This is a genomic window from Flavobacterium sp. FlaQc-48, from assembly GCF_044007335.1.
Taxonomy (GTDB): domain Bacteria; phylum Bacteroidota; class Bacteroidia; order Flavobacteriales; family Flavobacteriaceae; genus Flavobacterium.
Genome location: NZ_JBIPCR010000014.1, coordinates 100,881 through 126,438 on the forward strand (window position 1 = coordinate 100,881; position 25,558 = coordinate 126,438).

17 protein-coding genes are annotated in these 25,558 nt (G+C 33.9%); 9 read left to right on the forward strand and 8 right to left on the reverse strand.

The features are described from left to right. Window positions 1–5: 5 nt before the first annotated feature. Window positions 6–341 carry a hypothetical protein gene (locus ACHRWY_RS19880; protein ID WP_395356996.1) on the reverse strand — a complete coding sequence of 112 codons (336 nt, stop codon included), beginning with the start codon at window positions 339–341 and terminating at the stop codon, window positions 6–8. Window positions 342–457: 116 nt separating this feature from the next. On the opposite strand from ACHRWY_RS19880, the gene ACHRWY_RS19885 reads away from it, so the two are divergent. The 5 genes from ACHRWY_RS19885 (at window position 458) to ilvA (ending at window position 6,026) form a co-directional block, all read left to right on the forward strand. Beyond that, window positions 458–640, forward strand: a complete 183-nt coding sequence (locus tag ACHRWY_RS19885) for a DUF5522 domain-containing protein (protein WP_059115986.1) — start codon at window positions 458–460, stop codon at window positions 638–640. Window positions 641–659: 19 nt separating this feature from the next. Further along, on the forward strand, window positions 660–1,634 hold the full coding sequence (locus ACHRWY_RS19890; RefSeq protein WP_395356997.1) for a 2-hydroxyacid dehydrogenase: 975 nt from the start codon (window positions 660–662) through the stop codon (window positions 1,632–1,634). Between the two features lie 339 nt (window positions 1,635–1,973). Continuing rightward, on the forward strand, window positions 1,974–3,950 hold the full coding sequence (locus tag ACHRWY_RS19895; RefSeq protein ID WP_395356998.1) for a urocanate hydratase: 1,977 nt from the start codon (window positions 1,974–1,976) through the stop codon (window positions 3,948–3,950). 51 nt (window positions 3,951–4,001) lie between these two features. Next, window positions 4,002–4,541 (forward strand): DUF4136 domain-containing protein, encoded by a 540-nt coding sequence (locus ACHRWY_RS19900; protein WP_395357000.1) that lies wholly within the window; start codon window positions 4,002–4,004, stop codon window positions 4,539–4,541. 240 nt (window positions 4,542–4,781) lie between these two features. Beyond that, complete coding sequence (gene ilvA, locus ACHRWY_RS19905; RefSeq protein WP_395357002.1) at window positions 4,782–6,026, forward strand: threonine ammonia-lyase IlvA; 1,245 nt, start codon at window positions 4,782–4,784, stop codon at window positions 6,024–6,026. A gap of 84 nt (window positions 6,027–6,110) precedes the next feature. On the opposite strand, the gene ACHRWY_RS19910 is transcribed toward ilvA, so the two are convergent. Further along, window positions 6,111–8,258, reverse strand: a complete 2,148-nt coding sequence (locus ACHRWY_RS19910; RefSeq protein WP_395357004.1) for an RICIN domain-containing protein — start codon at window positions 8,256–8,258, stop codon at window positions 6,111–6,113. Between the two features lie 396 nt (window positions 8,259–8,654). Between ACHRWY_RS19910 and ACHRWY_RS19915 the strand changes: the two genes are divergently transcribed. The 3 genes from ACHRWY_RS19915 to ACHRWY_RS19925 all read left to right on the forward strand — a co-directional run bounded on the left by ACHRWY_RS19915 (window position 8,655) and on the right by ACHRWY_RS19925 (window position 12,044). Continuing rightward, complete coding sequence (locus ACHRWY_RS19915; RefSeq protein ID WP_395357005.1) at window positions 8,655–9,041, forward strand: group III truncated hemoglobin; 387 nt, start codon at window positions 8,655–8,657, stop codon at window positions 9,039–9,041. 30 nt (window positions 9,042–9,071) lie between these two features. After that, window positions 9,072–10,154, forward strand: a complete 1,083-nt coding sequence (locus tag ACHRWY_RS19920; protein ID WP_395357007.1) for a leucine-rich repeat domain-containing protein — start codon at window positions 9,072–9,074, stop codon at window positions 10,152–10,154. 132 nt (window positions 10,155–10,286) lie between these two features. Continuing rightward, the gene (locus ACHRWY_RS19925; protein ID WP_395357008.1) at window positions 10,287–12,044 is read left to right on the forward strand and encodes an aromatic amino acid hydroxylase; all 1,758 of its coding nucleotides are present in this window, start codon (window positions 10,287–10,289) and stop codon (window positions 12,042–12,044) included. Between the two features lie 105 nt (window positions 12,045–12,149). Here the strand turns inward: ACHRWY_RS19925 and ACHRWY_RS19930 are convergent, their stop codons facing one another. From ACHRWY_RS19930 to ACHRWY_RS19955, 6 genes are all read right to left on the reverse strand, one after another. Next, entirely contained in the window at window positions 12,150–12,707 is a 558-nt protein-coding gene (locus ACHRWY_RS19930; protein WP_395357009.1) for a hypothetical protein, read from the reverse strand. A gap of 405 nt (window positions 12,708–13,112) precedes the next feature. After that, window positions 13,113–13,742 carry a DUF4230 domain-containing protein gene (locus ACHRWY_RS19935; protein ID WP_395357010.1) on the reverse strand — a complete coding sequence of 210 codons (630 nt, stop codon included), beginning with the start codon at window positions 13,740–13,742 and terminating at the stop codon, window positions 13,113–13,115. A gap of 203 nt (window positions 13,743–13,945) precedes the next feature. Further along, window positions 13,946–16,243, reverse strand: a complete 2,298-nt coding sequence (locus ACHRWY_RS19940; protein WP_395357011.1) for a BamA/TamA family outer membrane protein — start codon at window positions 16,241–16,243, stop codon at window positions 13,946–13,948. 4 nt (window positions 16,244–16,247) lie between these two features. Then, the gene (locus ACHRWY_RS19945; protein WP_395357013.1) at window positions 16,248–21,341 is read right to left on the reverse strand and encodes a translocation/assembly module TamB domain-containing protein; all 5,094 of its coding nucleotides are present in this window, start codon (window positions 21,339–21,341) and stop codon (window positions 16,248–16,250) included. 227 nt (window positions 21,342–21,568) lie between these two features. Beyond that, the gene (locus ACHRWY_RS19950) at window positions 21,569–22,528 is read right to left on the reverse strand and encodes a GSCFA domain-containing protein (protein ID WP_395357075.1); all 960 of its coding nucleotides are present in this window, start codon (window positions 22,526–22,528) and stop codon (window positions 21,569–21,571) included. A gap of 108 nt (window positions 22,529–22,636) precedes the next feature. Further along, window positions 22,637–23,413 carry a hypothetical protein gene (locus tag ACHRWY_RS19955; RefSeq protein WP_395357015.1) on the reverse strand — a complete coding sequence of 259 codons (777 nt, stop codon included), beginning with the start codon at window positions 23,411–23,413 and terminating at the stop codon, window positions 22,637–22,639. Between the two features lie 387 nt (window positions 23,414–23,800). Between ACHRWY_RS19955 and ACHRWY_RS19960 the strand changes: the two genes are divergently transcribed. After that, the gene (locus ACHRWY_RS19960) at window positions 23,801–25,546 is read left to right on the forward strand and encodes an ABC transporter ATP-binding protein (protein ID WP_395357017.1); all 1,746 of its coding nucleotides are present in this window, start codon (window positions 23,801–23,803) and stop codon (window positions 25,544–25,546) included. Window positions 25,547–25,558: the final 12 nt, after the last annotated feature.

The following is a 25,558-nucleotide window of genomic DNA, read 5'->3' on the forward strand; positions in this document are numbered from 1 at the left end:
TTGTTTTATTTTAAAGTAATATAATGTAGAAATTGAAAAACCGATCTGTTTTTCAAATAATTAAAATCAGTTTCTTTCGCATAGGCTTCTCTTTCAAAACTGATGTTTCGATAGGCTAAAGCTGCATTTTTATATTGAATAAGCCGAATTAGATATTCCAGCACATACATAATAAAAAACGGAATAATTAAAAGTTCCAATTGCTGTCTTAAATGGATTTTTTCATGATTGACGAAAATTTTATCCCCTTTATCAGCATCATACTTCATCAATACAAAAGGGAACACAGCCATTCCCCGATATCCATTTGGAATTAAATATTTAGCAACAATCAGAAACATTGGCTGTAAAATTTATAAATTTGTAGCTATAAAATTGTTCAATTTCAATAAAATCACAATCAAATATTTTTATTTTTGATTGTAAAGTTATCCGAATACGAACGCGAAGCAGATTTATGAAAGAGCAAAGTAATGAAAATAAATTAATCGAAGGCGAAGATTTTTACTATACACCCGAAGGGTATAAATGCTTTACCGAAAAACATCATTTAAAAAGAGGCTATTGCTGCAAAAGCGGCTGTCGTCATTGTCCGTATGGATTTGATAAAAAAACAGGACGCATAAACAAACCGTTATAAAGAATAAAAACAACACAAAATGAAGGTTTTTATAAATAAAGATATCCCAGAGGCAGGCATTTTGTTACTTCAGGAAAAAGGCATCAATTTTACCATAAATCCAACAGAGAATGTATTGTCCAGAAATGAGTTCATAAAAATCTGTCAGGAAAATGATGTTCTTCTTAACGTTGGATCCAATACTTTAGATGAAGATTTTTTTCAGCAATGCCCTAATTTAAAAGGTATCGCCTTATTTTCTGTTGGATTTGATTCCGTCAACATTCCATCCGCTAATAATCGAAAAATACCCGTTGGAAATACGCCTGATGTTTTAAGCAGGGCGACGTCAGATGTTGCTTTTTTATTGATGCAAAGCGTAGCCAGAAAATCCTTTTATAATCACAAAAAAATTATAAACGGAGAATGGGGAAGTTTTAATGCATTATCAAATTTAGGCCAGGAACTCTACGGCAAAACATTAGGCATATTTGGTTTGGGCAGAATTGGTTTTGAAATGTCCAAAAAGTGTAAAGCTGCTTTTGGAATGAACATCATATACCACAATCGTTCTCATAATGAAAATGCAGAAAAAGAACTTGACGCTATATATGTAGATTTTGAAACGTTACTTTCACAAAGCGATGTTTTGAGCATTCATTCTAATTACAGCGCAGAAAACAACGAACTTTTCAATAAAAATACTTTTGCTAAAATGAAACCTGGTTCTATTTTCATTAATACAGCAAGAGGGAAATTCCATAATGAAACCGATTTGTTTGACGCTCTGACTAATAATATCATCTGGGGTGCCGGCCTGGATGTTACCAATCCGGAACCAATGAACCAAGATAACCCGCTATTATCCTTACCAAATTGTTGTATTTTACCACATATTGGCTCAGCAACATTCGAAGCCAGAAATGCCATGGCAGTTTGTGCAGCACAAAATATAATAGCCGTTTTTGAGCATAAAAAAATGCCGTTTTGTGTGAATGAAGAAGTTTATTATTAATTAGAAAAAATAGATTGGCAGACTTCTTAGATTATTGGATCTTTTTTCGTTGTCTGGAATTCAAAAGCAATCTTTAAGTAAAAAACAGATTAAAAAAATCTAAATTATGGATATTCGCTCAAGAAAATTTAGGATTAAAATCCACAAATCCTATCACAGGTCGGATATTCGTTATCCCTAGTTTAATGAGACAATTTGTCAATTTGAAAATGAGATAATTTCCTTTTCAAAGTGAATATAAATTTAAACGAAACCTTTAATTAAATTAGATATTTAATCTTTAAATTTCAAAAAATCTAAGAAGTCTAACGATCTAAGAATCTAAAAATCTAAAAAAAAATGACTTTTCAAGAACAAATACAACAAGGAATTCCCTCAATATTACCCCCAAAAAAAGATTACGATTTAGCGATTAACCATGCGCCAAAACGAAAAGATATTCTTTCGGCAGAAGAAAAAAAACTAGCTTTAAAAAATGCCTTACGTTATTTTGAACCTGAGCATCACGCCGAATTAATTCAGGAATTTACAGAAGAACTCAATACTTACGGTCGTATTTACATGTATCGCCTACGTCCGGATTACAGGATGTATGCGCGACCAATCGATGAATATCCCGGAAAATCAATACAGGCAAAAGCCATTATGCACATGATTCAGAACAATCTGGATTATGCTGTAGCACAACATCCGCATGAATTGATTACGTATGGTGGCAACGGAGCTGTTTTTCAGAACTGGGCGCAATACCTATTGACCATGCAATATTTGTCTGAAATGACAGACGAGCAAACGCTGACCATGTATTCAGGACATCCTATGGGATTATTCCCTTCACATTCAGAAGCGCCGAGAGTTGTGGTTACCAATGGAATGGTTATTCCAAATTATTCTAAACCGGATGATTGGGAAAAAATGAATGCTTTGGGCGTCTCGCAATACGGGCAAATGACAGCGGGAAGTTATATGTATATTGGACCGCAAGGAATTGTACACGGAACTACGATTACGGTTTTGAATGGTTTCAGAAAGATAAAACTAAATCCTGAAGGCAATTTATTTGTGACATCTGGTCTTGGCGGAATGTCCGGCGCACAGCCAAAAGCCGGAAATATTGCAGGTTGTATCACGGTTTGTGCCGAGGTAAATCCTAAAATCACCAAAATTCGTCACGAACAAGGCTGGATTAATGAAATCGTAACGTCTACTGATGAATTAGTTAAAAGAGTTACTTTGGCGAAAGCCAATAAAGAAGTCGTTTCGATAGCTTATTTAGGAAACGTGGTGGATGTTTGGGAATGTTTCGACAAAGAAAACATCAAAATTGACTTAGGTTCTGATCAGACTTCGCTTCATAATCCTTGGGCCGGAGGCTATTATCCGGTTGGTATTTCTTTTGAAGAAGCAAATGACATGATGGCTAACAATCCGGAATTATTCAAAGAAAAAGTTCAGGAATCTTTGCGTCGTCAAGCCAAAGCGATTAATAAACACACCGCAAAAGGAACTTACTTTTTTGATTACGGAAATGCTTTTTTATTAGAAGCTTCCCGTGCCGGAGCAGATGTAATGGCAGAGAATAATATCGACTTTAAGTACCCTAGTTATGTTCAGGATATTATGGGACCTATGTGTTTTGATTATGGATTTGGTCCGTTTAGATGGGTTTGTACCTCAGGAAAACCGGAAGATTTACAAAAAACAGATACCATTGCAAGCCAGATTTTAGAAGAATTGGCAAAAACGGCTCCCGATGAAATTCAGCAGCAAATGCAGGACAATATCAAATGGATCAAAGGCGCGCAGGAAAACAGACTTGTTGTAGGTTCTCAGGCCAGAATTCTTTATGCTGATGCCGAAGGCCGGATTAAGATTGCAGAAGCTTTTAATCAGGCGATTGCCAAGGGCGAAATCGGAACCGTAGTTTTAGGACGCGATCATCATGATGTTTCCGGAACTGATTCTCCTTACAGAGAGACTTCTAACATCTACGACGGATCCCGTTTTACGGCCGATATGGCGATTCAAAACGTGATCGGGGACAGCTTTAGAGGAGCAACCTGGGTTTCGATTCATAATGGCGGAGGAGTTGGCTGGGGAGAGGTTATAAACGGTGGTTTTGGTATGGTTCTTGATGGTTCTAAAGAGGCTTCAAAGCGCTTAGCATCAATGCTTTTTTGGGATGTTAACAACGGAATTTCAAGACGAAGCTGGGCCCGAAATGACGAAGCGATTTTTGCCATAAAAAGAGCGATGGAAGTTCAGCCATTATTAAAGGTTACTTTACCTAATATCGTAGATGAAAATCTATTTTAGGCAGAGTTTCGTATTTAATTAAAACCCAAGAACATTAAAATTTTTAAACATATGAAAACATTCAAATTAGTGCCCGTTTTTTTGCTTTTGATACTAGCCTCATGCAGTACAGTTAGTGTATATTCTGATTACGATAAAAACGTAGATTTCGCGCCATATAAGACGTATGCTTTTTTTAAGCCCGGAATTGATAAGGTCGAAATTTCTGATTTGGATAAAAGACGTATCCTGCATGCCATAGATGAAGAAATGCAGGCCAAAGGCTTTACAAAAAGCGAAAATCCTGATTTATTAGTAAACATTTTTACCAAATCAAGAGAACAGGTTAATGTAAACCAGTTTAGCGCCGGATGGGGTTACGGTTGGGGATGGGGATGGAATCCTTACATGATGTACGGAGGAAATCAAACTACGGTATCAACGTCTACAGAAGGAACTTTATTCATTGATTTAATTGATGCTAAAAAGAAAGAAATGATCTGGCAAGGTGAAGGAGTTGGAACTTTAACTAAAAACGTGGATAAAAAAGATGCTAAAGTAAAAGAAATTGTATCAAAAGTTTTAGCACAATATCCTCCGGTTAAAAAATAATTTATACATTTGCCATTCAATTATCTGAAATGAAAAACTTAAATATCATTATTATCTCTATTAATATTATTGCTATTCAGCAATAATGGCGAGGTATTGTATAAATAAGTAAACAAAATACAATTTATTAAACCTCCCAAATCGGGAGGTTTTTTATTTTCAATTATTTTCACGGATTCTCACAGATTAAAATATTTTTAATCTGTGGTAAAAAAAAAACTTGTTCACAAAAAAAATATTATGAATTTATTTAACGAAGTACTTGCTGCCAAAAAGCAACTCGAAAATGTAGTTGCCGCTACTCCACTCACCCAAAATCTAAATCTTTCCGAAGAGTTTCAGTCGACTATTTTATTGAAACGGGAAGATCTGCAAATTGTGCGGTCATACAAAATAAGAGGGGCTTACAACAAAATTTCTTCCTTAAATGAAAAAGAAAAAGCAATCGGGATTGTATGTGCAAGTGCCGGAAATCATGCGCAGGGCGTCGCTTATTCCTGTCATCTTTTGCAAATAAAAGGCAAAATTTATATGCCAAAAACAACTCCCAAACAAAAAGTAAAACAAGTTCAATTGTTCGGAAAATCGTTTGTTGAAATTGTGCTTACCGGAGATACTTTTGATGACGCTTATGCCTCGGCAACAGCAGATGCCATCAAAAACCATAAAATATTCATTCACCCGTTTGATGACGAAAAAGTCATTGCCGGTCAGGGAACTGTTGGTTTGGAGATTTTAGAGAACTTTAAAGAACCAATCGATTATGTTTTTGTTCCAATTGGCGGTGGCGGACTGGCCTCGGGACTATCAGAAGTTTTTAAACATTTAAGTCCGAATACAAAAATTATTGGTGTTGAACCAAAAGGGGCTCCTTCGATGAAAACTTCTATTGAAGAGAATAAAAATACGGCTTTAAAAACAATTGATAAATTTGTTGATGGCGCTGCTGTAAAACAAGTTGGTGATATGACTTTTGAAATCTGCCGTTATAATTTAGAAGATATAATTCTGGTTCCCGAAGGAAAAGTATGCACCACCATTTTACGTTTGTACAATGAAGAAGCCATGGTGGTCGAGCCTGCCGGTGCATTGACTATTGCTGCTTTAGATTTTTATGCAGATAAAATAAAAGGAAAAAATGTAGTGTGTGTGGTAAGCGGAAGCAATAATGACATCGAAAGAACTGCCGAAATAAAAGAGCGCTCTTTACTTTACGAAGGACTGATGCATTACTTTATGATTCAGTTTCCACAACGTCCCGGTGCTTTAAAGGAATTTGTAAATAATATTCTGGGGCCTGACGATGATATCACTTATTTTCAATTTGCCAAGAAAAATAGCCGCGAAGTAGGTTCTGTAGTGGTTGGCCTGGAATTAAAAAACAAAAAAGATATTATGGCGATCAAATTGAATATGACTCAAAATGGTTTTGAATTTCAATATCTGAATGATAATCAGGATTTATTCACACAATTAATAGGATAAAAACAAAAGGCTGTCTGGATTTTTAAATCAGACAGCCTTTTTAAATCAGAAATAAAATTACTAATTAAATTCCCAAATTTATACCTATTGTTTGAGCACTTTTTTAGAATACGATCTTTTGCTGTCGTTAAATTTTATAATGTAAAGCCCTTTTGGTAATTTTGAAATTTCTATTTCTGCCTCGCTTCCGCTTACAAAATTGACAGTTCTTTTTTGTAGACGCTGACCTGTCACGGAATAAATTTCTACTTCACCTGAACCTGGATTTGGTGTATTAATTTTTAAATAATCATTGGTGTTATTGATATAAAGAGAAAAATCAGAAACTGCGGCAACTTCTTCCTGCAGTGCCTTTTTACTGGCAGAAGCTTCAACCTGTACCAATTGCCATTGTTGATTTAATCCTCCTGTATAAGCCCAAACCTGAATATTGGCCCCGTTTGCCGTAGAAACATTTTCAACATCTAATGATTTTCCGCTATTCAGATTAATGATTTTATAATAACCTCCGCCAAGATCCGTAATCGTCCATTTAAATTCATTTGAAGCTGATGAAGTTCTTTGTTGCACTTTTATTCCATCGGCAGTACTATTAGTCTCAGTTGCCAGATACATTCCTGTTGATTTTACAATGATATAATAATTACCACTTCCATCAGGAACAAATTTCCAGCGCTGGTTACTTCCTCCTCCATTGGTAATATCATATTGCTGAATACGACCTCCACTTGTCGTTGAATTATCTGCAACGTCTAATCCTTTGCTGCTGTTTCTTGAAATAATATTGTAATATCCCGGAAAAGAAGATGATGGCGGTGATCCTGCTGACCAATTGAAAGTAACAGCTGATGAAGCGGGAACTGTATAATTAAATGCTGATGATCCTGAAACCACTTTAATTGTATTTGCTGATCCTGAATTATAAACCACTAGCGCAATTGATCCGTCAGGATTTTTAAATCCGGCCGATTGAATTGTACCATTTGTACTCGAAGATGAAATTCTTAAAGCGCCCGGTTTTACAAATTTTGAGATTTGACCAATAATATAATACGCTACATTTTTTGTATAACTTGTACTATTATTAACAGTAATCGCCCCTAAACAAGTATTGCACCCTCCAGGAGTTCGTGGCCCCAAAGCTGCATTATTGGCTGCATTCCATTCCAGTACTGTTTTTGCCCAATTATTGGTACTTCCAATAACTACGTTTTGCATGTGCCAGCCAAAATCGCCGCTAAAACTTCCGCCGGATCCTGTGTATTGTTCTGTAAAATAAACATTTTTATTGGTTGCATTTCGTACTGTTGACATGGCCGAGATATTTCCTAAATACAAATGAAATGCTGCGCCATCAACATAACTGCTGTTGTTTAAAACATCAATAGGGTAAGCAGTATTATCGCAATTATGATCAAAAGCTATAATTTTTATTCCGCCATAACCGGCTGTTGCCATTTGAGGCCCTAGTTGTTGATTAATAAAATTCTTTTGTTCTGTAGAATTCATTAGCATACTTGGTTCGTTATTTGGATTTTCAGGTTCGTTTTGAGGCGTGATTCCCCAAATCGAAATTCCCTGTGCCTGCATTGCTCCAAAATACTTTACAAAATACCTTGCGTACGCAGCGTAATATTGCGTTTGCAGACTTCCGCCTACCCAGGAATTATTCGTTTTCATCCAGCGTGGTGCAGACCAGGGAGTTGCTAATATTTTTATATTTGGATTAATGAGTAATATCTTTTTCAGGATTGGAACTAAATACGTCAAATCCGGGCCGTTAAGACTAAAATTATTCATATTTACATCGCCTGAAGTTTCATTATAACTATAAGAAGAACTACTTAAATCAGAAGCCCCTATACTAATACGAACCACATTGGCATTTAAGCCTGTTACAGGATTGTACAAATCATTCAGCAACTGGTTTTGCTGAGTTGCCGCCATTCCGCTAATTACTTCGCAACTTCCTTCGGTTAGGGTGTAACCAAATCCATCCATAGTTTGGTACGTTGTTCCTGCATTAATCGTTACAGTAGAAGGATTACTTCCTGAATTTGTACCAAAACTAACAGTCGACTGCTGTTGCAATAATTTTGTCTGATCTCCACTGGTAATCCAGGGAGTAACGGTTTGAGCACTCATCTTACTGGTAAATGAAATCAGCATAACGACAAACATCATTATTTTAACATTCCTTTTAATGGTTCGATTTTGGGTAGTTTTTTTCATGTTTTTTTGTGTTTTTAATAATTAAATTTTTCTTGTTTTTTAAGACTAATTTTATTAATTCACTTCAATATTATGTTAATTTTAATTAAATGCGCATTTTTACAACTTTACAAATACACATCATTTCAAAATTTCACCTTTACAAAAACTTATCTGAATATTTTACAAAAACCTAATAATCAGCATTTTAAAAAACAATATCTTCGTAAAAATCTTACTTTATGTTTTTGTTACTTTTCTACAACAAGAAACAGGCAGCGATTTTAGCAAATACAACTCATTTCTTTACTGTACTGCCAGTAAATTAGAGGTTCAAAAAAATGAAAATGATAAATGTCAGTGTATAAAAAAGAAGTTGTCGTATTTTTGTAATTCAAATTTTATTAAATAAAAATAATGGCAGTGCTTAAAGATATTTCGAACCTGGAAGACATAAAACAAATGGTTAACAGCTTTTACGATAATGTCAGAAAAGATGATCTCATTGGTCCAATTTTCAATGATAAATTGCAAGATCGCTGGGCTCCTCACTTAGAAAAAATGTACGGTTTCTGGCAAACCATTTTATTTGATGTTCGTGCCTATTCCGGAACTCCATTTCCACCACACAAACAATTACCGGTAGATAAAACTCATTTCGATCGCTGGATCGAAATATTCAATACTACAATTGATGCACAATTTGCCGGAGTTATTACTGAAGAAGCCAAGATGCGCGCAACAAACATGGCTTTTATGTTTAACCATAAAATTGAATATTTCAGAAATCAGGAAAATCGCTAGTTATTTCAAATTTTACAACGACAAACTATTATGAAAAAAATATTGGAAAAAATTTTAAATCAAAAAGATACAATTAAAAAGATCAATTTATCTGAGCAGTACTCTTTAACTAAAATTCCGGAAATCATAAAAGAATGTCTTCAGCTTGAAACACTTGATGTATCTCATACGGAAATTACTGAAATTCCGGATTTTGTTTTTCAACTTCCAAAGCTCAAAGAATTGAATTATTTAGGATGCGAAAAATTAAAAAGCCAGCCTAAATTTCTTTGCTCCCATCAAAATCTTAAAAAACTATCTATTTATATTCCCAAAAAGCAAGCTATCAGTGAAGCATTAAAGAATATTAGTTCTCTAAAATCGATTATAATAAGCGGAGAAGTAAAAGATATTCCGAATCTAATTTATGACCTTGCCAGTCTGGAAGAACTAGAATTATTCGATACTAAAATTTCTACTGTTTCAGAAAAAATAGAAAGACTAAAGAATCTAAAAAAGATTTCCTTTTGGCAAGGATTGTTTTTGAATGAAAAACCTATTACACTAAAACTGGATGAAATTTTCCAAAATCTCTCAAAATGCGCCAATTTACAAGAGTTAAACCTTAACAAAAATGGCATTGAAGAAATTCCTGAAAGTATAGCCTTGCTAAAGCAATTACAAAAATTTTCTGCTAGTGACAATAAGCTTAAATCATACCCTAATTCAATTTATAAATTAACGAAACTTAAAGAAATTGATTTAGGAATAAACCAAATAATAGGACTGCCAGCAGGAATTGGAAACTTAAAACAATTAAAAAGCCTTAAATTAAACTCTAATTGGAAAAATAAGCTTGATACTAAAAATTTATTTAATGAAATAGATCAACTTGAAAATTTGGAGATATTAGAATTATGGAGCTGTCAGAGCATCCGAGAAATTCCGGAAACTATATCTAACTTAAAAAAACTCAAAAAATTAGATCTTGATAATAATCTTTTAGAGCATTTACCTCAAAGTCTTTCCAATATGAGACATCTTAAAACATTGAGAATTTCTACTAATAAAATAGTATTAGAAGATATAAGCAAACTGAAGAACCAATTAACTTCAACAAATATAATTGTATAAATACCTTTTACATTTATAAAATTCACGAAAAATGCAATGGGAAATCATTTCGAACAAAAAAATTGTAATGAATAGCAAAAAATAGTAGTCTAAATTCGTAATTTTACATTCTTAATCTACAACGTTTTCGAAATGAATGCAAGTATTGAAACCAACCCATTATTAGAGCGATTGCCTAAACATTTAAAGCAATTTATTAAACCTCAGGATTATAGCGATTACACCCCTATAAATCAAGCGGTTTGGCGCTATGTAATGCGTAAAAACGTAGATTATTTATCGAAAGTTGCCCATAGTTCGTATTTAGACGGCTTACGAAAAACGGGAATCGAAATTGATGCTATCCCAAGTATGTACGGCATGAACCGAATCCTGACTGAAATTGGCTGGGCTGCTGTTGCCGTAGACGGATTTATTCCGCCAAATGCTTTTATGGAATTCCAGGCGTATAACGTTTTGGTTATTGCTTCAGATATTCGTCAGCTTGAACATATTGAATATACTCCCGCCCCGGATATTATTCACGAAGGTGCCGGCCACGCTCCTATTATTGCCAATCCGGAATATGCCGAATATTTGCGTCGTTTTGGAGAAATTGGCTGTAAAGCGATTTCATCTCATAAAGATTACCAGATGTATGAAGCGATTCGATTGCTTTCTATTTTGAAAGAAGCCGAAGATACACCTCAGGAAAAAATAGATGAAGCTGAAAAAGCAGTTGCCGATTTACAAAATAATATGGGTGAACTTTCAGAAATGGCTCAAATTCGAAACCTGCATTGGTGGACGGTGGAGTATGGCTTGATTGGAACTGTTGAAAACCCAAAAATATATGGTGCCGGATTACTTTCGTCTATCGGGGAAAGCGCTTGGTGTATGACAGATAACGTGAAGAAAATTCCTTACGATATATCGGCTGCCAATCAAAATTTTGACATTACACAATTGCAACCTCAACTATATGTAACGCCTAATTTCTCTTATTTAAGTTTGATTTTAGAAGAATTTGCCAATAAAATGGCTTTACGCACCGGAGGTCTTTCCGGAATTCAGAAACTAATTCATTCGAATGCTTTAGGAACAATTGAGTTGAGCACAGGTTTACAAATTTCGGGAGTTTTTACTAATGTATTGGAAGAAGAGGGAAAACCTGTTTACATTCAGACCACCGGAAAAACCGCTTTATCATACCGCGAAAAAGAATTGGTTGGGCACGGAACTTTGACTCATCCGGAAGGATTTGGAAGCCCGATTGGGAAACTGAAAGGATTTAATTTAGCGATTGAAGATATGAGCCCTAAGGATTTACAGGCTTACAGCATTGTAGAAAATGAAACCGTAAAACTGGAATTTGAAGGCAATATTATTGTGGAAGGTGAAATTATTACGGGTTCACGAAACTTACACGGAGAAATTATCCTGATTAGTTTTAGAAATTGTACCGTAACACATGGCAAAACTGTTTTGTTTCAGCCTGAATGGGGAAATTACGATATGGCCATTGGTAAAAAAGTAGTTTCTGCGTTCTCCGGTCCAGCCGATGTGAATAGTTTTGATTTGATTAATTCAGTACCTAAAACTACTACTATTAAAGCAAAACATACTGATGAACGTGATGATTTAGAAATTCTTTATCAAACGGTTCGTCTCATTAGAGAAAACAAAGATTCTACATCTGAACTACAATCTGTCTTTGCAAAACTAAAAGAAAATCATTCTAATGACTGGTTGCTTTCGGTTGAAATTGCAGAACTTTTGAAAGATTCAAATGAAGATCAGTTTTTACAGGAAGTATTGGTTTATTTAGATCAATTGAAACTAAAACGTCCCGAAGTAGCCCATTTAATTTCCGGCGGATTAGATTTGATTTTTAATAAGGAAACTGTTTAAAGGGGTTTGCCACTAAAACGCTAAGGCACTAAGTCTTTTATATTTTTTCAACGAAGCATTTTTTTTAATCTTCAAAAGAGAGCCAAAGAGTTTTCTTTTTAAAGATTAATAATAGCCTAATCTTATTTTTGTGGCGCCATTTTTTTTATAGCAGTTTAAAACATTTTTTAATTGCTTTAGCTCCGTTACAAATTTATTGGAGTTCAAATATCCAGTATCATAGGGAAAACCATGCAGGGGGCTTTTTTCATATTCCCGCTGCTTTTGTTTATTTTTTTCCCTCTCTTGTTTATCAGACGAATAAACATAATCCTCATAAATTGGATTAAATTTCACCTTTTTATAATAATTCGGATTTGCTTTTATCCTGAGCAACAGATTATCTATTGTTTTTTCAAAAACAAGTATATTTTTCCAGTGTCTTGAATTTTCTTCTCCTTCAGAATCGTAATCCTGAAAAGTTGAAAGGTCAATTTTTAGAATTTTTTCTACCTGACTAACCATACTTTTTTCTCCAAAGCCACCAACTTGTTCAAAAAAGAAAGACAATCCGGAAGGAAAATCATCTTTACAAGTACTCTTAACATTTGATTCAATGTAATAATCCATTCCAAAGAAATTCAGATGTAAGAATGAAATAAAGAATAACAAAGTGGTTTTCATCGTAATTAATTATTTTAAGCTGTTCAAAATACTTGTATAATTATTGACAACAAAGTCAAAATTATACTGGAATACCATTCAAATTTATAGGCAAAATATTGGTTTTCACTTGATATTGAAACTAAGTTCTCAATTAATGAATAAGAAAAAATCTTTGCAAAATAAGAAGTAGAAAAAACGCTTCCGCCAAAACTTCCGAAAGTTCCTCGTAATCAAATGATTTGATAAACATAATTTATTGCATTAAAAACCGAAAGGGCAAACCAAAGAACCGCTATTTTTCTTTGTAAAGTTATTTTCATATTATTTCTTATATCCTTTAGTGTTTTTTATCTTTTCAGGTTAATTACAGTAAAGCAAAAAAACTCTGAACCTCTGTAACTTTACCTCTTATGGGCCTCAAAATTACAACTTCAGATCCTGGTTTAATTCCTTTTCAGACTCGATGGTTTTTCCGTTATATTGCAATTTCCAACCCATTGAATTGGTCAGAATCAGAATTTTAGATAATTCACTGATTAATCGGTTTTGTGCGTTGGTTTTTAAGGATGAATTTTCGATTTTCTTGGCCAGATTCGCTTTAACCGATTTGTTGATTTTATTGTAATCCTCTCCCGTAAACGGATTTAGTTTGCTTTGTTCTACGTCATAAAACTGAATATCGGGATTAATTGTAATTTCTTCTTTTGGAATATTTAGAATTGTGATTGTTTTGTTTTTTTCGTCGATGTCGTATTTCATTTTATGCAAATCATAAGCAACGGTAACATTGGCGTTTACTACCACAAGTGCTTTCTTTTCAAAAGAAACCATATCCATCAAATATTTCTGCTGGTTTTTATAGGTGATAACTTCTGAAAAATGCCCTTCGGTCACTACCAGTTTACCAACATTTAAGATTTGCTGCTGGATTAAATTGGTATTATAATCGATGGCCGAATCGTCATCTTTTTTAAATTCACAATATTTAAATGCCAGAACTATTGCCAGTACGCCTGCAACTAAAACTATTACCCTTTTGATTAAATTTTGCATTTCATTAATTTATTAGACCAATTTACTTCTTTTTGCAAGAGGTTAAAAGTTTTTTTCTATGATTTTTTTTCGCTACGAATTTCACGAATTTTAAATTCGCATCCTTCATAAATTACAGACAAAGCATTAGTGAAAATTCGTAAAATTGCTTCGACTCTTGGCTGTCGCCAGGGTTTCAGCAAAAAAATTGCTGTAAAAATCTTTTAAAAAGGATATCCAATGGCAATATTTAAAATCAGGTTGTCTTTTCTCCACGGCCCGCTTCCAAAATTAATATCGTCAATTACCCATCTTTCGCCTTGTGGCAAATAGGGTTTTCGTAGCGGAAACGCCAAATCGGTTCTTAAAACTAAAAAAGACAAATCAAAACGCAATCCTGCTCCGGCACCAACGGCAATATCTTTCATGAAATCTTTTGTAATTTCTCCTCCGGGTTTATTGGGATCTGCATTTAAGAGCCAAACGTTTCCGGCGTCGACAAATAATGCACCGCGCACAATACTAAAAAGTTTTGCCCTGTATTCTGTACTAAATTCTAATTTTAAATCTCCTGACTGATCCGGTAAATATGAATTATCTGTGACCGTATTGACATAACTTCCGGGGCCGAGAGATCTTGCCCTAAAGGCACGAATACTATTAGTTCCTCCCACAACAAATTGTTTCGATGTTGGTAATGCCCCTGAATTTCCGTATGGCAGTCCGGCACCAACAATAATTCTGCTTGCCAGTTCACTTTCTTTTCCGAGCTTTAAATAATGCCTGAAATCTGCTTTTAGCTTTACAAACTGACTAAACGGAACATCAAATATTTTTATCGTATCGTTCTTTTTGACATTTGCACCTGTAGCTAAACCTGTTATATTTCCAGCTAAATCCAGTTCTCCATTAAAGTAAAATGTATTTTTTTTACGCTTCTGCATTGTATTCGTATATGTGTATGAATACGTTGGGCCAAAAATCAGTTGTTTTTCGATTACTTTTCCTAAAGATGCATCTTCTTTAATATCGTCGCGATACTCTGCCGTTACGTTATTTGGGCTCACATAGGTAACATCAATGATATTCAATTGGTGTTCTTTTCTAATATTTTCTTTCCATTGATAACCAAATGATGTTTTAAACGAATTTAAAGCATACAACTGTGTCCGGTTTTGATATTCATATCGCAATGTTGCTTTGGTTCGGGGTACATATTCGCTGGAACCTTCAATATGAAAAAACGGAACAATAAATCTTGGCCAGGTCAGACTGGTCTCTGTACCCAATTTGTATATATTTTTTCCGTTATTAGTTCCTGAAAGCTGAAAATCAGCGCCACCAAAGACAGATACCGTTAGCAATTCAGCGCCACGAAATAAGTTTCGGTTGTTCCAGTTTACATTTACTTCTGTACCGGTATAACTTGCCGAATTCGTTTTTCCTAAAACTTCCACACGAATGAACTTTTTAGGTAAAAGTGTCAGATAATAATAGGAATCTAATGCATTTTTTATGCTGTCTGAAGGCTTAAATTCATTTTTCACAAAGCTAAAAGTGCCCAGATTTACGAAACGATTTAAGGTTAGATTATGATTCTTTCGGTTGTACAAATCTCCTTTTTTAAAATAAATTGCCCTGTCAAAAACCCTTGGTTTAAAAGTATCCGCGGTATCAATAATAGTAAAATCCTTGTATTGAACAATATCTTTGCTGGTGTACTTTACACTGTCTTTCGAAACTGTAAAATTTGGATACACTACTATTTTATTGATCTTATACGCAGTCAGTGCTTTGGGAGGTGCCTCGGCTTTTATTACTAATTTGATTTTTACTTCATGATCGCCTTTACTGCTGTCTACCTGCGCCAAAATATAATCGGGGTTAAAATAAAAATACCCCTTTTCTTTCAGCCTCGCATCAATACGTTCACGCTCTGCTTTTATGATATCCAGGTCATACGGTTTGCCAACTTTCAATAAACTTCTTCGGCTTGATTTTCCAATTATTCTTGACATTGCCAAAGAGTCATCAGGAAAGGTCACGCTTTTAATGATATACTGCTTTTTGGGTACAACTGTATATTCTGCCGTTACTCTTTTGTTTTTGGCTGTAGAATCGGCACTTACACGGGTTTTAAAATATCCTCTGTTTTCTGTAAAATTTCGTAAAACTGATGCATTATAATCTAAATCGACTTTGCTGAAAAGTACTGGCGGTTCACCTACTTTATTACGCAACCAGTATCGAATTCCTTTTTTCTTTTTAGGTTCTCCGGCAATATTATAAATCCATAATTTTGGACGCAAGCCCACTATTTGTTTATTGGGTTTAGGGCGCAATAAATCTTCCAGTTCTTTTTCCAGTGCTTTTCTTTCTTTCTTTTTAATAATAGAATCTTTTACAGTCACAGAACCTCCTGTGTACAACAAATCTCCTTCCGGTAAATATTTTGTATTGCTGCATCCAAAAACAAAAAACAAGGATAGCGCTATAAAATATTTTACGTATCTGGTTTTCATACTGCTATGTTTTTTGTTCATTTCCTTCAATTTGATCTTCTTCTTCTTTTTTCTTCTCTTCTTTCTCTTTCAGCTTTTTCTTTTCCTTGCGTAGTTTTTCTTCTTTGATCATTTCTTTTTCTGCTGCACTACGATGAAAAAGTTCTCTGAATTTATTGTAGCTCATGGTGATAATAAAAGCAACTCCAGTCTCTACAACCTGTCCTTCTACCGCCACCTGATATTCATTTTTTCTGTAAGCACGAACCATGTAGCGTCCGTCTTTGGTAAGTTGATAATCTAAAGCAACATCGCCGGCAATATTGGTACTTTCTTCATTGGCACGTTCCTGTCCTTCTACTGCAAAACTACTACCAACCGTTACTTTTAATCTGTCGTCTAAAAGTTTTTTAGAAACGCCAACATTAAGGTCTGTTCTGTTTTGCATTGTTCCCGTTGTATAATCATCTGTCGATTCAAGATCAAATTCTAACTGAACTCCGGTTATTAACTCTCCTGCTAAATCATTTAATTGTTGCGAAAGTATTTTACTTACACTTTGTCGTGCCAGAGATTCTGCACTAGTTCCGCCACTTTCACTCGCAAACGGGTTTTCTCCAATAAATCGGTTCAATAATAAAAGGGCAAAAACCTGTTTATTCAATTCATTTGGCTCTTGTCGTAATTGCTCCAGCTTATTTTGAGAAGCCGTTACAATATCTGATGAAACATCGTAATTCCCGTCAGGCAACACAATATCAAATGTAATTTCAGGTTTCAGCAATTCTCCATTCATTTTCAATAAAGTCTGAAATGGGATTTTTTGCTTGTACGTATTTTTAACAGTGGCCGATTGTGTTCCTAATTGATTTCCGACTAAATCGATTGGTGCCGCTTCCACTTTATAAACTGCCGTAATATTTAAGGTTGCCATTGTAGGTTCTCCATTCCAGATAATATAACTTCCTTTCTGGATATCGAATTTTCTTCGAATCATATTAAAGTTCATTTCGTAAGCGCCTTCAGAAAACTCATATTTACCGGTTAAAGTTGTTTTTCCTGACGGATCGATTCCTCCTGTCAGTTGTGCTTCGCCTTTCAGGTTCAGATAATCCCCGTTTCCTTTATCGATTACCAACGTAAGTTCTGCTTCTTTGTCTATGGCAATTTCAACGCTTACATCCATCCCGATCAACTGCGATTGATTTAGTTTGTTTTCCATTGCAACAGTTTGTTTCAGGTACATATTATCTTCATCTACAAACTCAACAATACCTTCCCTATCTGCGATTGAAGGATCTGACTGTGGTAAAACAACCGTAAACTTAGTGTCTTTGTTTATTTTAATATTTCCGCCAACAACAGGATTTTTAAGTGTTCCTTTAATATTTAGTTTGGTATCCAGAATCAAATCTCCATAAAACAAGTCATTATCTGCTTCTTTTGAATGTATTGCTCTGAAATCATCGGCAACAACAGTTAAACCAAAATCAAAATTGGTATAATCGGCAGATTTAATGGTTCCGTTTATCCTTAGTTCATTTTCATTTTCATCATGAAAAGTAAATTTATCAAAGGTAATCACATCGTTTTGAAGGGTAATTTTCTCATCCTGAGTTTTAAAATACGAGTTGAATTGTGTTACTCTAAACCCTGCATCTTTAAAATTTAATTCGCCATTTACTTTTGGTGCACCGGCATTTCCTGTAATTTTAAAATTCCCTGCCAGATATCCGGTTCCTTCTTTTATATTCCCCATACTAAACCCCTGAATACTTTTTATATTCAGCTTGTTCAGATCTAAATTGAAATCAAGATCACCATTGTCCATTTTATAATTTCCGGTAAGGGTTACATCATTGTCCTGGCCGCTTAACGTAACATTTGCTGCTAACAGATTAGCCGTTTTGTTGTCAACTTTTACCGTAATATCTCCAACAGGTTCTCCTCTAAAAGCAAACTGATCGATTTTTAAATCAGAAATAAAAGTGGGTTTTGTCATTACATTTTCCACCAATGCATTTCCGTTAATCAGACCTTGCATTAAAAGCTCATCTTTTTTAACCATATTCATAATGGTCTCTATTTTGAAGTTTACAAAATCAACTTTTAGTGGTGCATTATCCTGTTCGCCCTGCGATTGAATTTTCAATTCGTTTCCGGAATTGGCTAGATAGAATTTATTGATGTAAAGTCTTTTACCGCTAAATTGAATTTCATTTTCCGGATCAACATTCCATTTGTCATAATTTAATACAAAGTTTTCCGCATCAATTTTAAAAATGTTTTTTGAATCTTCTGTTTTAAATTCGCCGGCAATAAAATACTGCTGTTTGTCTTTGACATCTTTTACTTCAAGTGCATAAGTCAAGGTATTGTTTTCGATTTTTCCGGACAAACTTGTAAACGGAATTTTTAAAGATCCGCTTTCAATCGTTGCCACAGAAACCATATATTCCAAAGCATTTTCTTTGGCTTCTATATTTATTTTTCCGTCGGCAATCGTATTATCGGCATATACAATTCTTGGAATCGTTCCTTTTATTTCTAAGGAATCTGTAGCATTATTGTATTTTCCGGTTATCGTAAGAGGTTCCAGGCCTGTTAATTTGGGAACCAGTTTAAAAAGTATAGGATCATTATCAATTTTTAAAGTAAAAGCTAATCGCTGTTCATCTGATTCTCCATTAACCTTAGGATTTTTTAAATCCATATATTTTGATAATGATTTTTTAACTGCTGCAACAAGTGTTGTCAATTTGTATTTCCCGTCAACTTCTGCTTTTAAAAACTGAGAGGCTATTTTGATATTATTTCGATTATTATCTGCAAAAGCAATTACCCGTATAGAATCCAAAACAATTGGTTCCGCTTCTTGTAAAACCTGAATGTTCGACAGAAAAACTTTTCCGTTTAGAAAATCAGGATTACTATTCGCAACATCTGCATCGATATTACCTCTCAATTTCATTGGTCCGGCATGAAGATTCAGTTTTTCTAAATCAGCGATATCAAGGTTTAGTTTTAATTGTATTGACGGATATTTATCTTTTGTATTTCCGCTGGCAACGAGATCAAAATGCAAATTAGGATCTTTCATTCCGGATTTTACGGCAAATGATCCGTTTTCGATATTTCCTTTTAAAGCTAAATCTTTATAGGTATATTTATTGAAAACTGCCTTTTGAACCAATCCATCGAATTGTGCCTGCGCTGTCTTAGGATCCAGTCCATTTCCTTTTACTTTCGCTTTAAGCGTAATTTTTCCAATCGAATCGTTTTTTATCAATTTTCCTAAATCGAAGCCCAGCAAATAAACGGTCGCATCGTATTTCTCTTTTTTCTTAACACGCTGATCAAATAAACCATCGACTTTTGCATTTCCGAAACTACTGTTTAAAGCCAGATTGGTTTTGAAATTCTGAACAGAACCTTTGAATTTCCCCTGCAAGTTTAATTGAGAAGGCAACTGAATATTCTTTGGAATTGTTCCTGCGGGTACAAACGTATAGATATCTTTTGCAGTACTCGAAACTTTCTTAATATTCAGATCGTAATACGCTTTTTGGGCATCCGGCAATCCTTTTATTTTTCCCGAAAGAGAAACTCTTGTCGTTCCTATTCCGCTCATTTCGAATTGTGGAATATCAAGATCTTTTATTTTTCCGCTTAAGCGTGTATTCAAATATAAAATCGCATTCGGATTACTTTTAAACGGATTTGTTTTTTGTAAATCGGGAGCAAAAAGTAAAATATCTTTAAACCCTATTTTCGACTGATTTAAATTCGCGTCTAAAGAAAGGTTTCCTAAGTCTTTAGAAATCGTTGCAATTGAAGAATAAGCTACTTTAACTTTGTTTTGAAGTAAAGTTTGAGGTGTTTTTAAATACAAATCATTCAGATATGCGTTTTTAGGCCCGTAAAAGAAATCCGTTTTTAAAGACTGGATTTGTAATCCGCTTTTTTCGTTTGCTGTTAATGCTTTTATGTTTCCGGAAATGGTATCGTTTCCGGAATATAGTTTCTCCGCTTTAAAGTTGAATTTATCTAAATCCAGATGACTGTAATCAATTCCTTTTAAAACTGGTTTTGACTGCATATCATCAAACCTGAAAGCGACATCCTGTATATCGACATTATTTAATTTTACTTTCCATCCGACCTGCTTAATTGCAGTTGAGTCTAAACTTGGCGTTTTGATTTGCTTGTCTTTTGTGCCTAATCTTAGGTTTCCTTTGAGATTTTTCAGTTCGAAAGTATCAAAATCTAAAAGCTGATTGTTCAAATCGATTGTATTAACTGATAAATCCAGATTGCCCAATTTTATCCCTGAATCTAATTTGGAATCTTTGTTATCATAAGCAATGTCAATTTTCGACAAACTGATTTTGCCTAATTTTAAATTAAAGTCTTTTCTTTTCGAAATGGTATCAGCGGTTTCTACCGATACTTCGGCAATTTTTTCTACTGCATCCTGATTTAAGACGAGTTTTAATCCATCTAAAGCAATGTTCGGAATATCGAAATTCATTTTATCCAAATCAAACTTCTTGAATTTGGTATCGAAATGTGTTAGTCTGACTTTGATATCATTCTTCGAAAAATCGTCTTTAAAATTGAACCTGACATTATCCAGATTTACTTTTACAACTGATATTTTGAAAGGCTTACTCTCCGGATCTTCTACTTTTGGCTCTTTTGATTCGAAAGCTTTTATGATATAATCGAAATTGAAAACACCTTGTTTGTTTCTTGAAATATTGGCTGTTACATTTTCAAGCGAAACCGAATTGATTTCGAGTTCACTGCTTACCAGTTTAAACAAATCAACATCGACTTCTAAACGTTTACCCGCCAGAAGAGTATCTTTTTTTTGATCTTCAAAATAGAAACCCTCCAGAACTACATCTTTTGGAAATTTAATCGAAATATGATCTAGCGAAACTTTGGTTTTAATCTTTTTATGCAGATAAGTAATCGCCTTGTCTTTAGCATAATTTTGAATGGATGGAACCTGGATTAAAACAATTAGAAGCAATAAAAGTGCAATGATAGAAACCACGCACCAAAGTAGTATACGTAGTGTTTTTTTAAGAAAATGAATTGGTTTCTTATTCATAAGTCAATAAAACACGAATTAAATTAAAGTTGCGTTATTATAAGGCTGTATTGATACAGCCTACAAAATTGTGAATTTTAAACCTTAACAATTTACATAATTATGCGCAATTATTCTAAAATTTTACGTACAAATAATTATTTTCTTACTTTTAAATAAGACATAGACCAGCTAAGACACTAAGGGATTTATTTGAGATAAAGTTTAATGTTTTAAAAATTGTCCCTTTAAAATCTGATATGTAACCCTTTTTTTTCTATACCCTTTATCTTCTCCTGTAATTTCGCTAAGAATTTTTGATGTTGTTCAGATTCAGGATTGAAGCTTCGATGGAGCAGGCTTTTTTGGATTTCTGAAACTTCCTGCATCGTCAAAATACTAGTTTCACTAATATAATTTTCACTGAAAAGCTTCCAGATATAATCAATAGCAATTTGATTAGGATGCAGCATATCTTCGGAATAAAAACGATAATCCCTAAGTTCATCCATCATAATTTCGTAAGAAGGGAAATAGTTATAAGTGATGAGTTGCGAGTGATGAGTTTTTAGGACCTGGTGAAGTGCGGCAAACAAATGCGATTTACTCAGTTGATTTTCTGCAAAACCATCTTTAATGTGACGAACAGGAGAAACAGTAAAAATGAAATTTATGCCGGGATTTAAACTCACAATACAATCAATTGTATTTTGAATGCTTTTCTGAATTACATCAACAGGTAATAATTCTTTTGAGAATTGTTTTTGCGGCACTTTATGGCAATTGGCTACAATTTCATTACTTTCTATATTTCTGTAAATCCAGGAAGTTCCAAACGTAATAATAATATGCGTGGCTTCTTTTAACTGCTTATAGGTTTCGGAAATAGCTTTATTTAAAGTTTCGAGTAATTCCTGCCGATCCCGATTACTTAAATCAGAATGTACTTCATAACTGTGCCAGCGTTCATTATAGAAGAAAACATCTTTTTCTGTATATAATTCCTGTTTGATTATTCTGCTAATTATTTTATCAATAGAAACCGGATTAAAAATAATCCCAAACGGATTGGTTTCATTCTGAAATTTAAAATAATCGAATTTCTCTGCCATATTTTCTGCAAAGCAAGAACCAATAGAAATTATCTTCGAATTATAATCAATTGGATTATTGGTTTTAGAAATTGGTATTTGAGTTCTGAATTGCATTGTTTTTTTATTCAAAAATACATTTTAAAACTCATTTACAGATCAAAAAAAATCCCCAACATCAATTATTATTGATGATTGGGGATTGATCATTGCATTAAAAGCTAATTAATAACTAATCTCTAATTTAAAAGAATCTTTAGCATCTCCGGAGAATACTTCAGTTAAGAAATTATTGGCATTGTATTTATTAGTAGTAGTTACAGTTGCTGTTTGAGTAAGTACACCTTTACTATCATAAGTTTGGGTAACATTTTTTACTGTATTATTTACTGAATAAAAATCGAAATCACTATCTAAGTCCAATAAAAGTTTTACACCAGTTACATTAGTAAAAGGACTTTTCTTATCATCAAAGGTACTTGTAATTTTTTCTGATCCTGCATCGCTATATTCTGTAGAAACAAGATTTCCGTTCAAAAAAGTATAAGTAGTAGTGCCATCTAATGGAATTTCTACTTTATTAACTATTACAGATGATTTTGCAGTAATAGTACCGTTTGCATTATGCACAAAAGTTAATTTTGGCTGATTCGTTTTATTAGCTTCTCTTGTAGTAATTTTAGAAACTAATTTACCTCCTTCATATGCATAAACATCAGTAGAGTACAAAACACTTGAACGGTATAACTCAACTTTAGTTATAACATCACCTGTATAAGTATAAACAGTTCTGGAAGCATCTGTAGTAGCGATGTCTTTCAACTTGTTCCCGTCATAAGTTAAAGTATACTCAAGACTTCCCGATTTTCCATTTTCAACAGTTGTTTCAACAATTTTTTTTGGTAATAATGTTTCAGATGCAACATCTGTTGAATCATCACTAGAACAAGAAGAAATAAGCACCATAGATAAAGCGCTAAAAAGGCATAAAATTTTTTTCATTTTGATTGGTTAAATTTATTATTGCAGCAAACTTAAGGGAACCCAAAATCATAACCTTACGGGATCCCACATTAAAACTAAAAAAAACAGATCATATAATTTATACTCTTCTTAATGCACTAATAAGAAACAACATAGGTAAATTACGGCCTTAGCAAGAAAATTAGCCAAAAAGCAAAACACCACATAACACGGCTATTTTCTTAGGCTTTTTATGGTTCCAGTATTAAAAAATATGTTTCATAAAAAATTAAAATATTCAAGACTTAAAAAAAGTACACTGCTAATTTCAGTTGTAAAAAAATTACATTTTTAATAACAAAAAGCAGCTTTACAAACTAAAACAATTGCTTACTTTTGCATCTCTCTTATTTTTTAAACTCACACATGAAATTATTATATTCTTATATAATCAAACACAAAATGCTTTTGTTTTTTGCTTTGATTATGGCTGCTATAAACATCTGTTTCAGCTTATCAGATTCCATTATTACCGGTAAATTAATGCAGGATTGCGGCGTTGGATTACATAAATACGCCGGAAACGAAATGGGTTTTATTAAATCTTTATCATTCTGGTTAGGACTTTCGCTTGGTGCTGCAATGATATCCCGAATTACCAAAAACTTTCAGGATTATTTTACGAATGTCGTGATTCAGCGAACGGGTGCACAAATGTACACAGACGGAATAAAGAAGTCTCTCGACTTGCCTTATGCCGAATTCGAAGATCAAAGAAGTGGTGAAACCCTGAGCAAACTAACAAAAGTGCGCTCCGATTCTGAAAAATTAATTACGCTTTCTATTTCCTTAATTTTTCAAACGATTATAGGTTTCATATTCGTCATTGTTTATGTGGCCCGAATTGACTATCGTATTTCGCTTATCTTTTTAATTACAGCTCCTATTATTGCAGTAATTAGTTCTTACCTGGGTAAAAAGATCAAAATCGTTTCCAGAAAAATTGTGAATCAGACAAATGCTTTAGCGGGTTCCACGACAGAAAGTTTAAGAAACATAGAATTGGTAAAAAGTCTTGGATTAACGTATCAGGAAGAAAAACGTCTGAATTTAAACACCTTTAAAATCCTTCAGCTCGAACTGGAGAAAATCCGTTTTATCAGAAGTTTAAGTTTTATTCAGGGTACAACCGTACACTTTTTAAGAACTTGTGTTGTTTTTACTTTGTATTATTTCTTATTCGGACAAAAAATAATCGTGGGGGATTTACTAACAATGGTATTTTTTACCTTCTTTATTTTTGGCCCTTTACAGGAACTTGGAAATTTCATTATTGCATTGAATGAAACCAAAGTTTCTATGGAAAATTTCAAAACCTTGTTGAGTGCTCCAAAAGAATTTCGTCCGAAAAACCCAAAGCACGTTGGGGCAATTCAGTCTTTGTTATTTTCGAATGTGAGTTTTCAGCATAAAACTGCTAAATTCAAAGCGGTTGAAAATATTAATTTTGAAATCAAACAAGGTCAAACTGTGGCCTTTGTCGGGCCTTCGGGTTCCGGAAAAACAACTTTAGTAAAACTATTGGTCGGATTGTATACGCCTGCAGAAGGCGAAATATTATATAATGAAATTGATTCTACTGAAATTGATTTATTAGATCTAAGAAAACAATTGGGGTTTGTTACGCAGGATGCTCAATTATTCTCAGGAACGATTCGCGAGAATTTATTGTTCGTAAAACCTAATGCAACCGATGAAGATTTGTATGACGCGCTAAAAAGAGCAAGCTGCGAAAAACTACTAAGACGTGCTGAAGATGGTTTAAACACTACCATTGGAGAAGGTGGAATTAAGGTTTCCGGTGGAGAAAAACAACGTTTATCTATTGCACGTGCTATTCTAAGAAATCCAAATTTATTGATTTTTGACGAAGCAACTTCTGCTTTAGATTCTATTACCGAAGAAGAAATCAATGCCACAATCAGAAACATCTCTGACAAAAACAGAATCACCGTTTTAATTGCCCATAGATTGTCAACCGTAATGCATGCCGATAAAATATTTGTTTTAGAACAAGGTAAAATTATTGAATCAGGTAAACACGAAGATTTAATTGTTGAAAAAGGTTTGTACTACGCTATGTGGCGCCAGCAAATTGGAGAAAGAAAATAACTTTTTATTTAA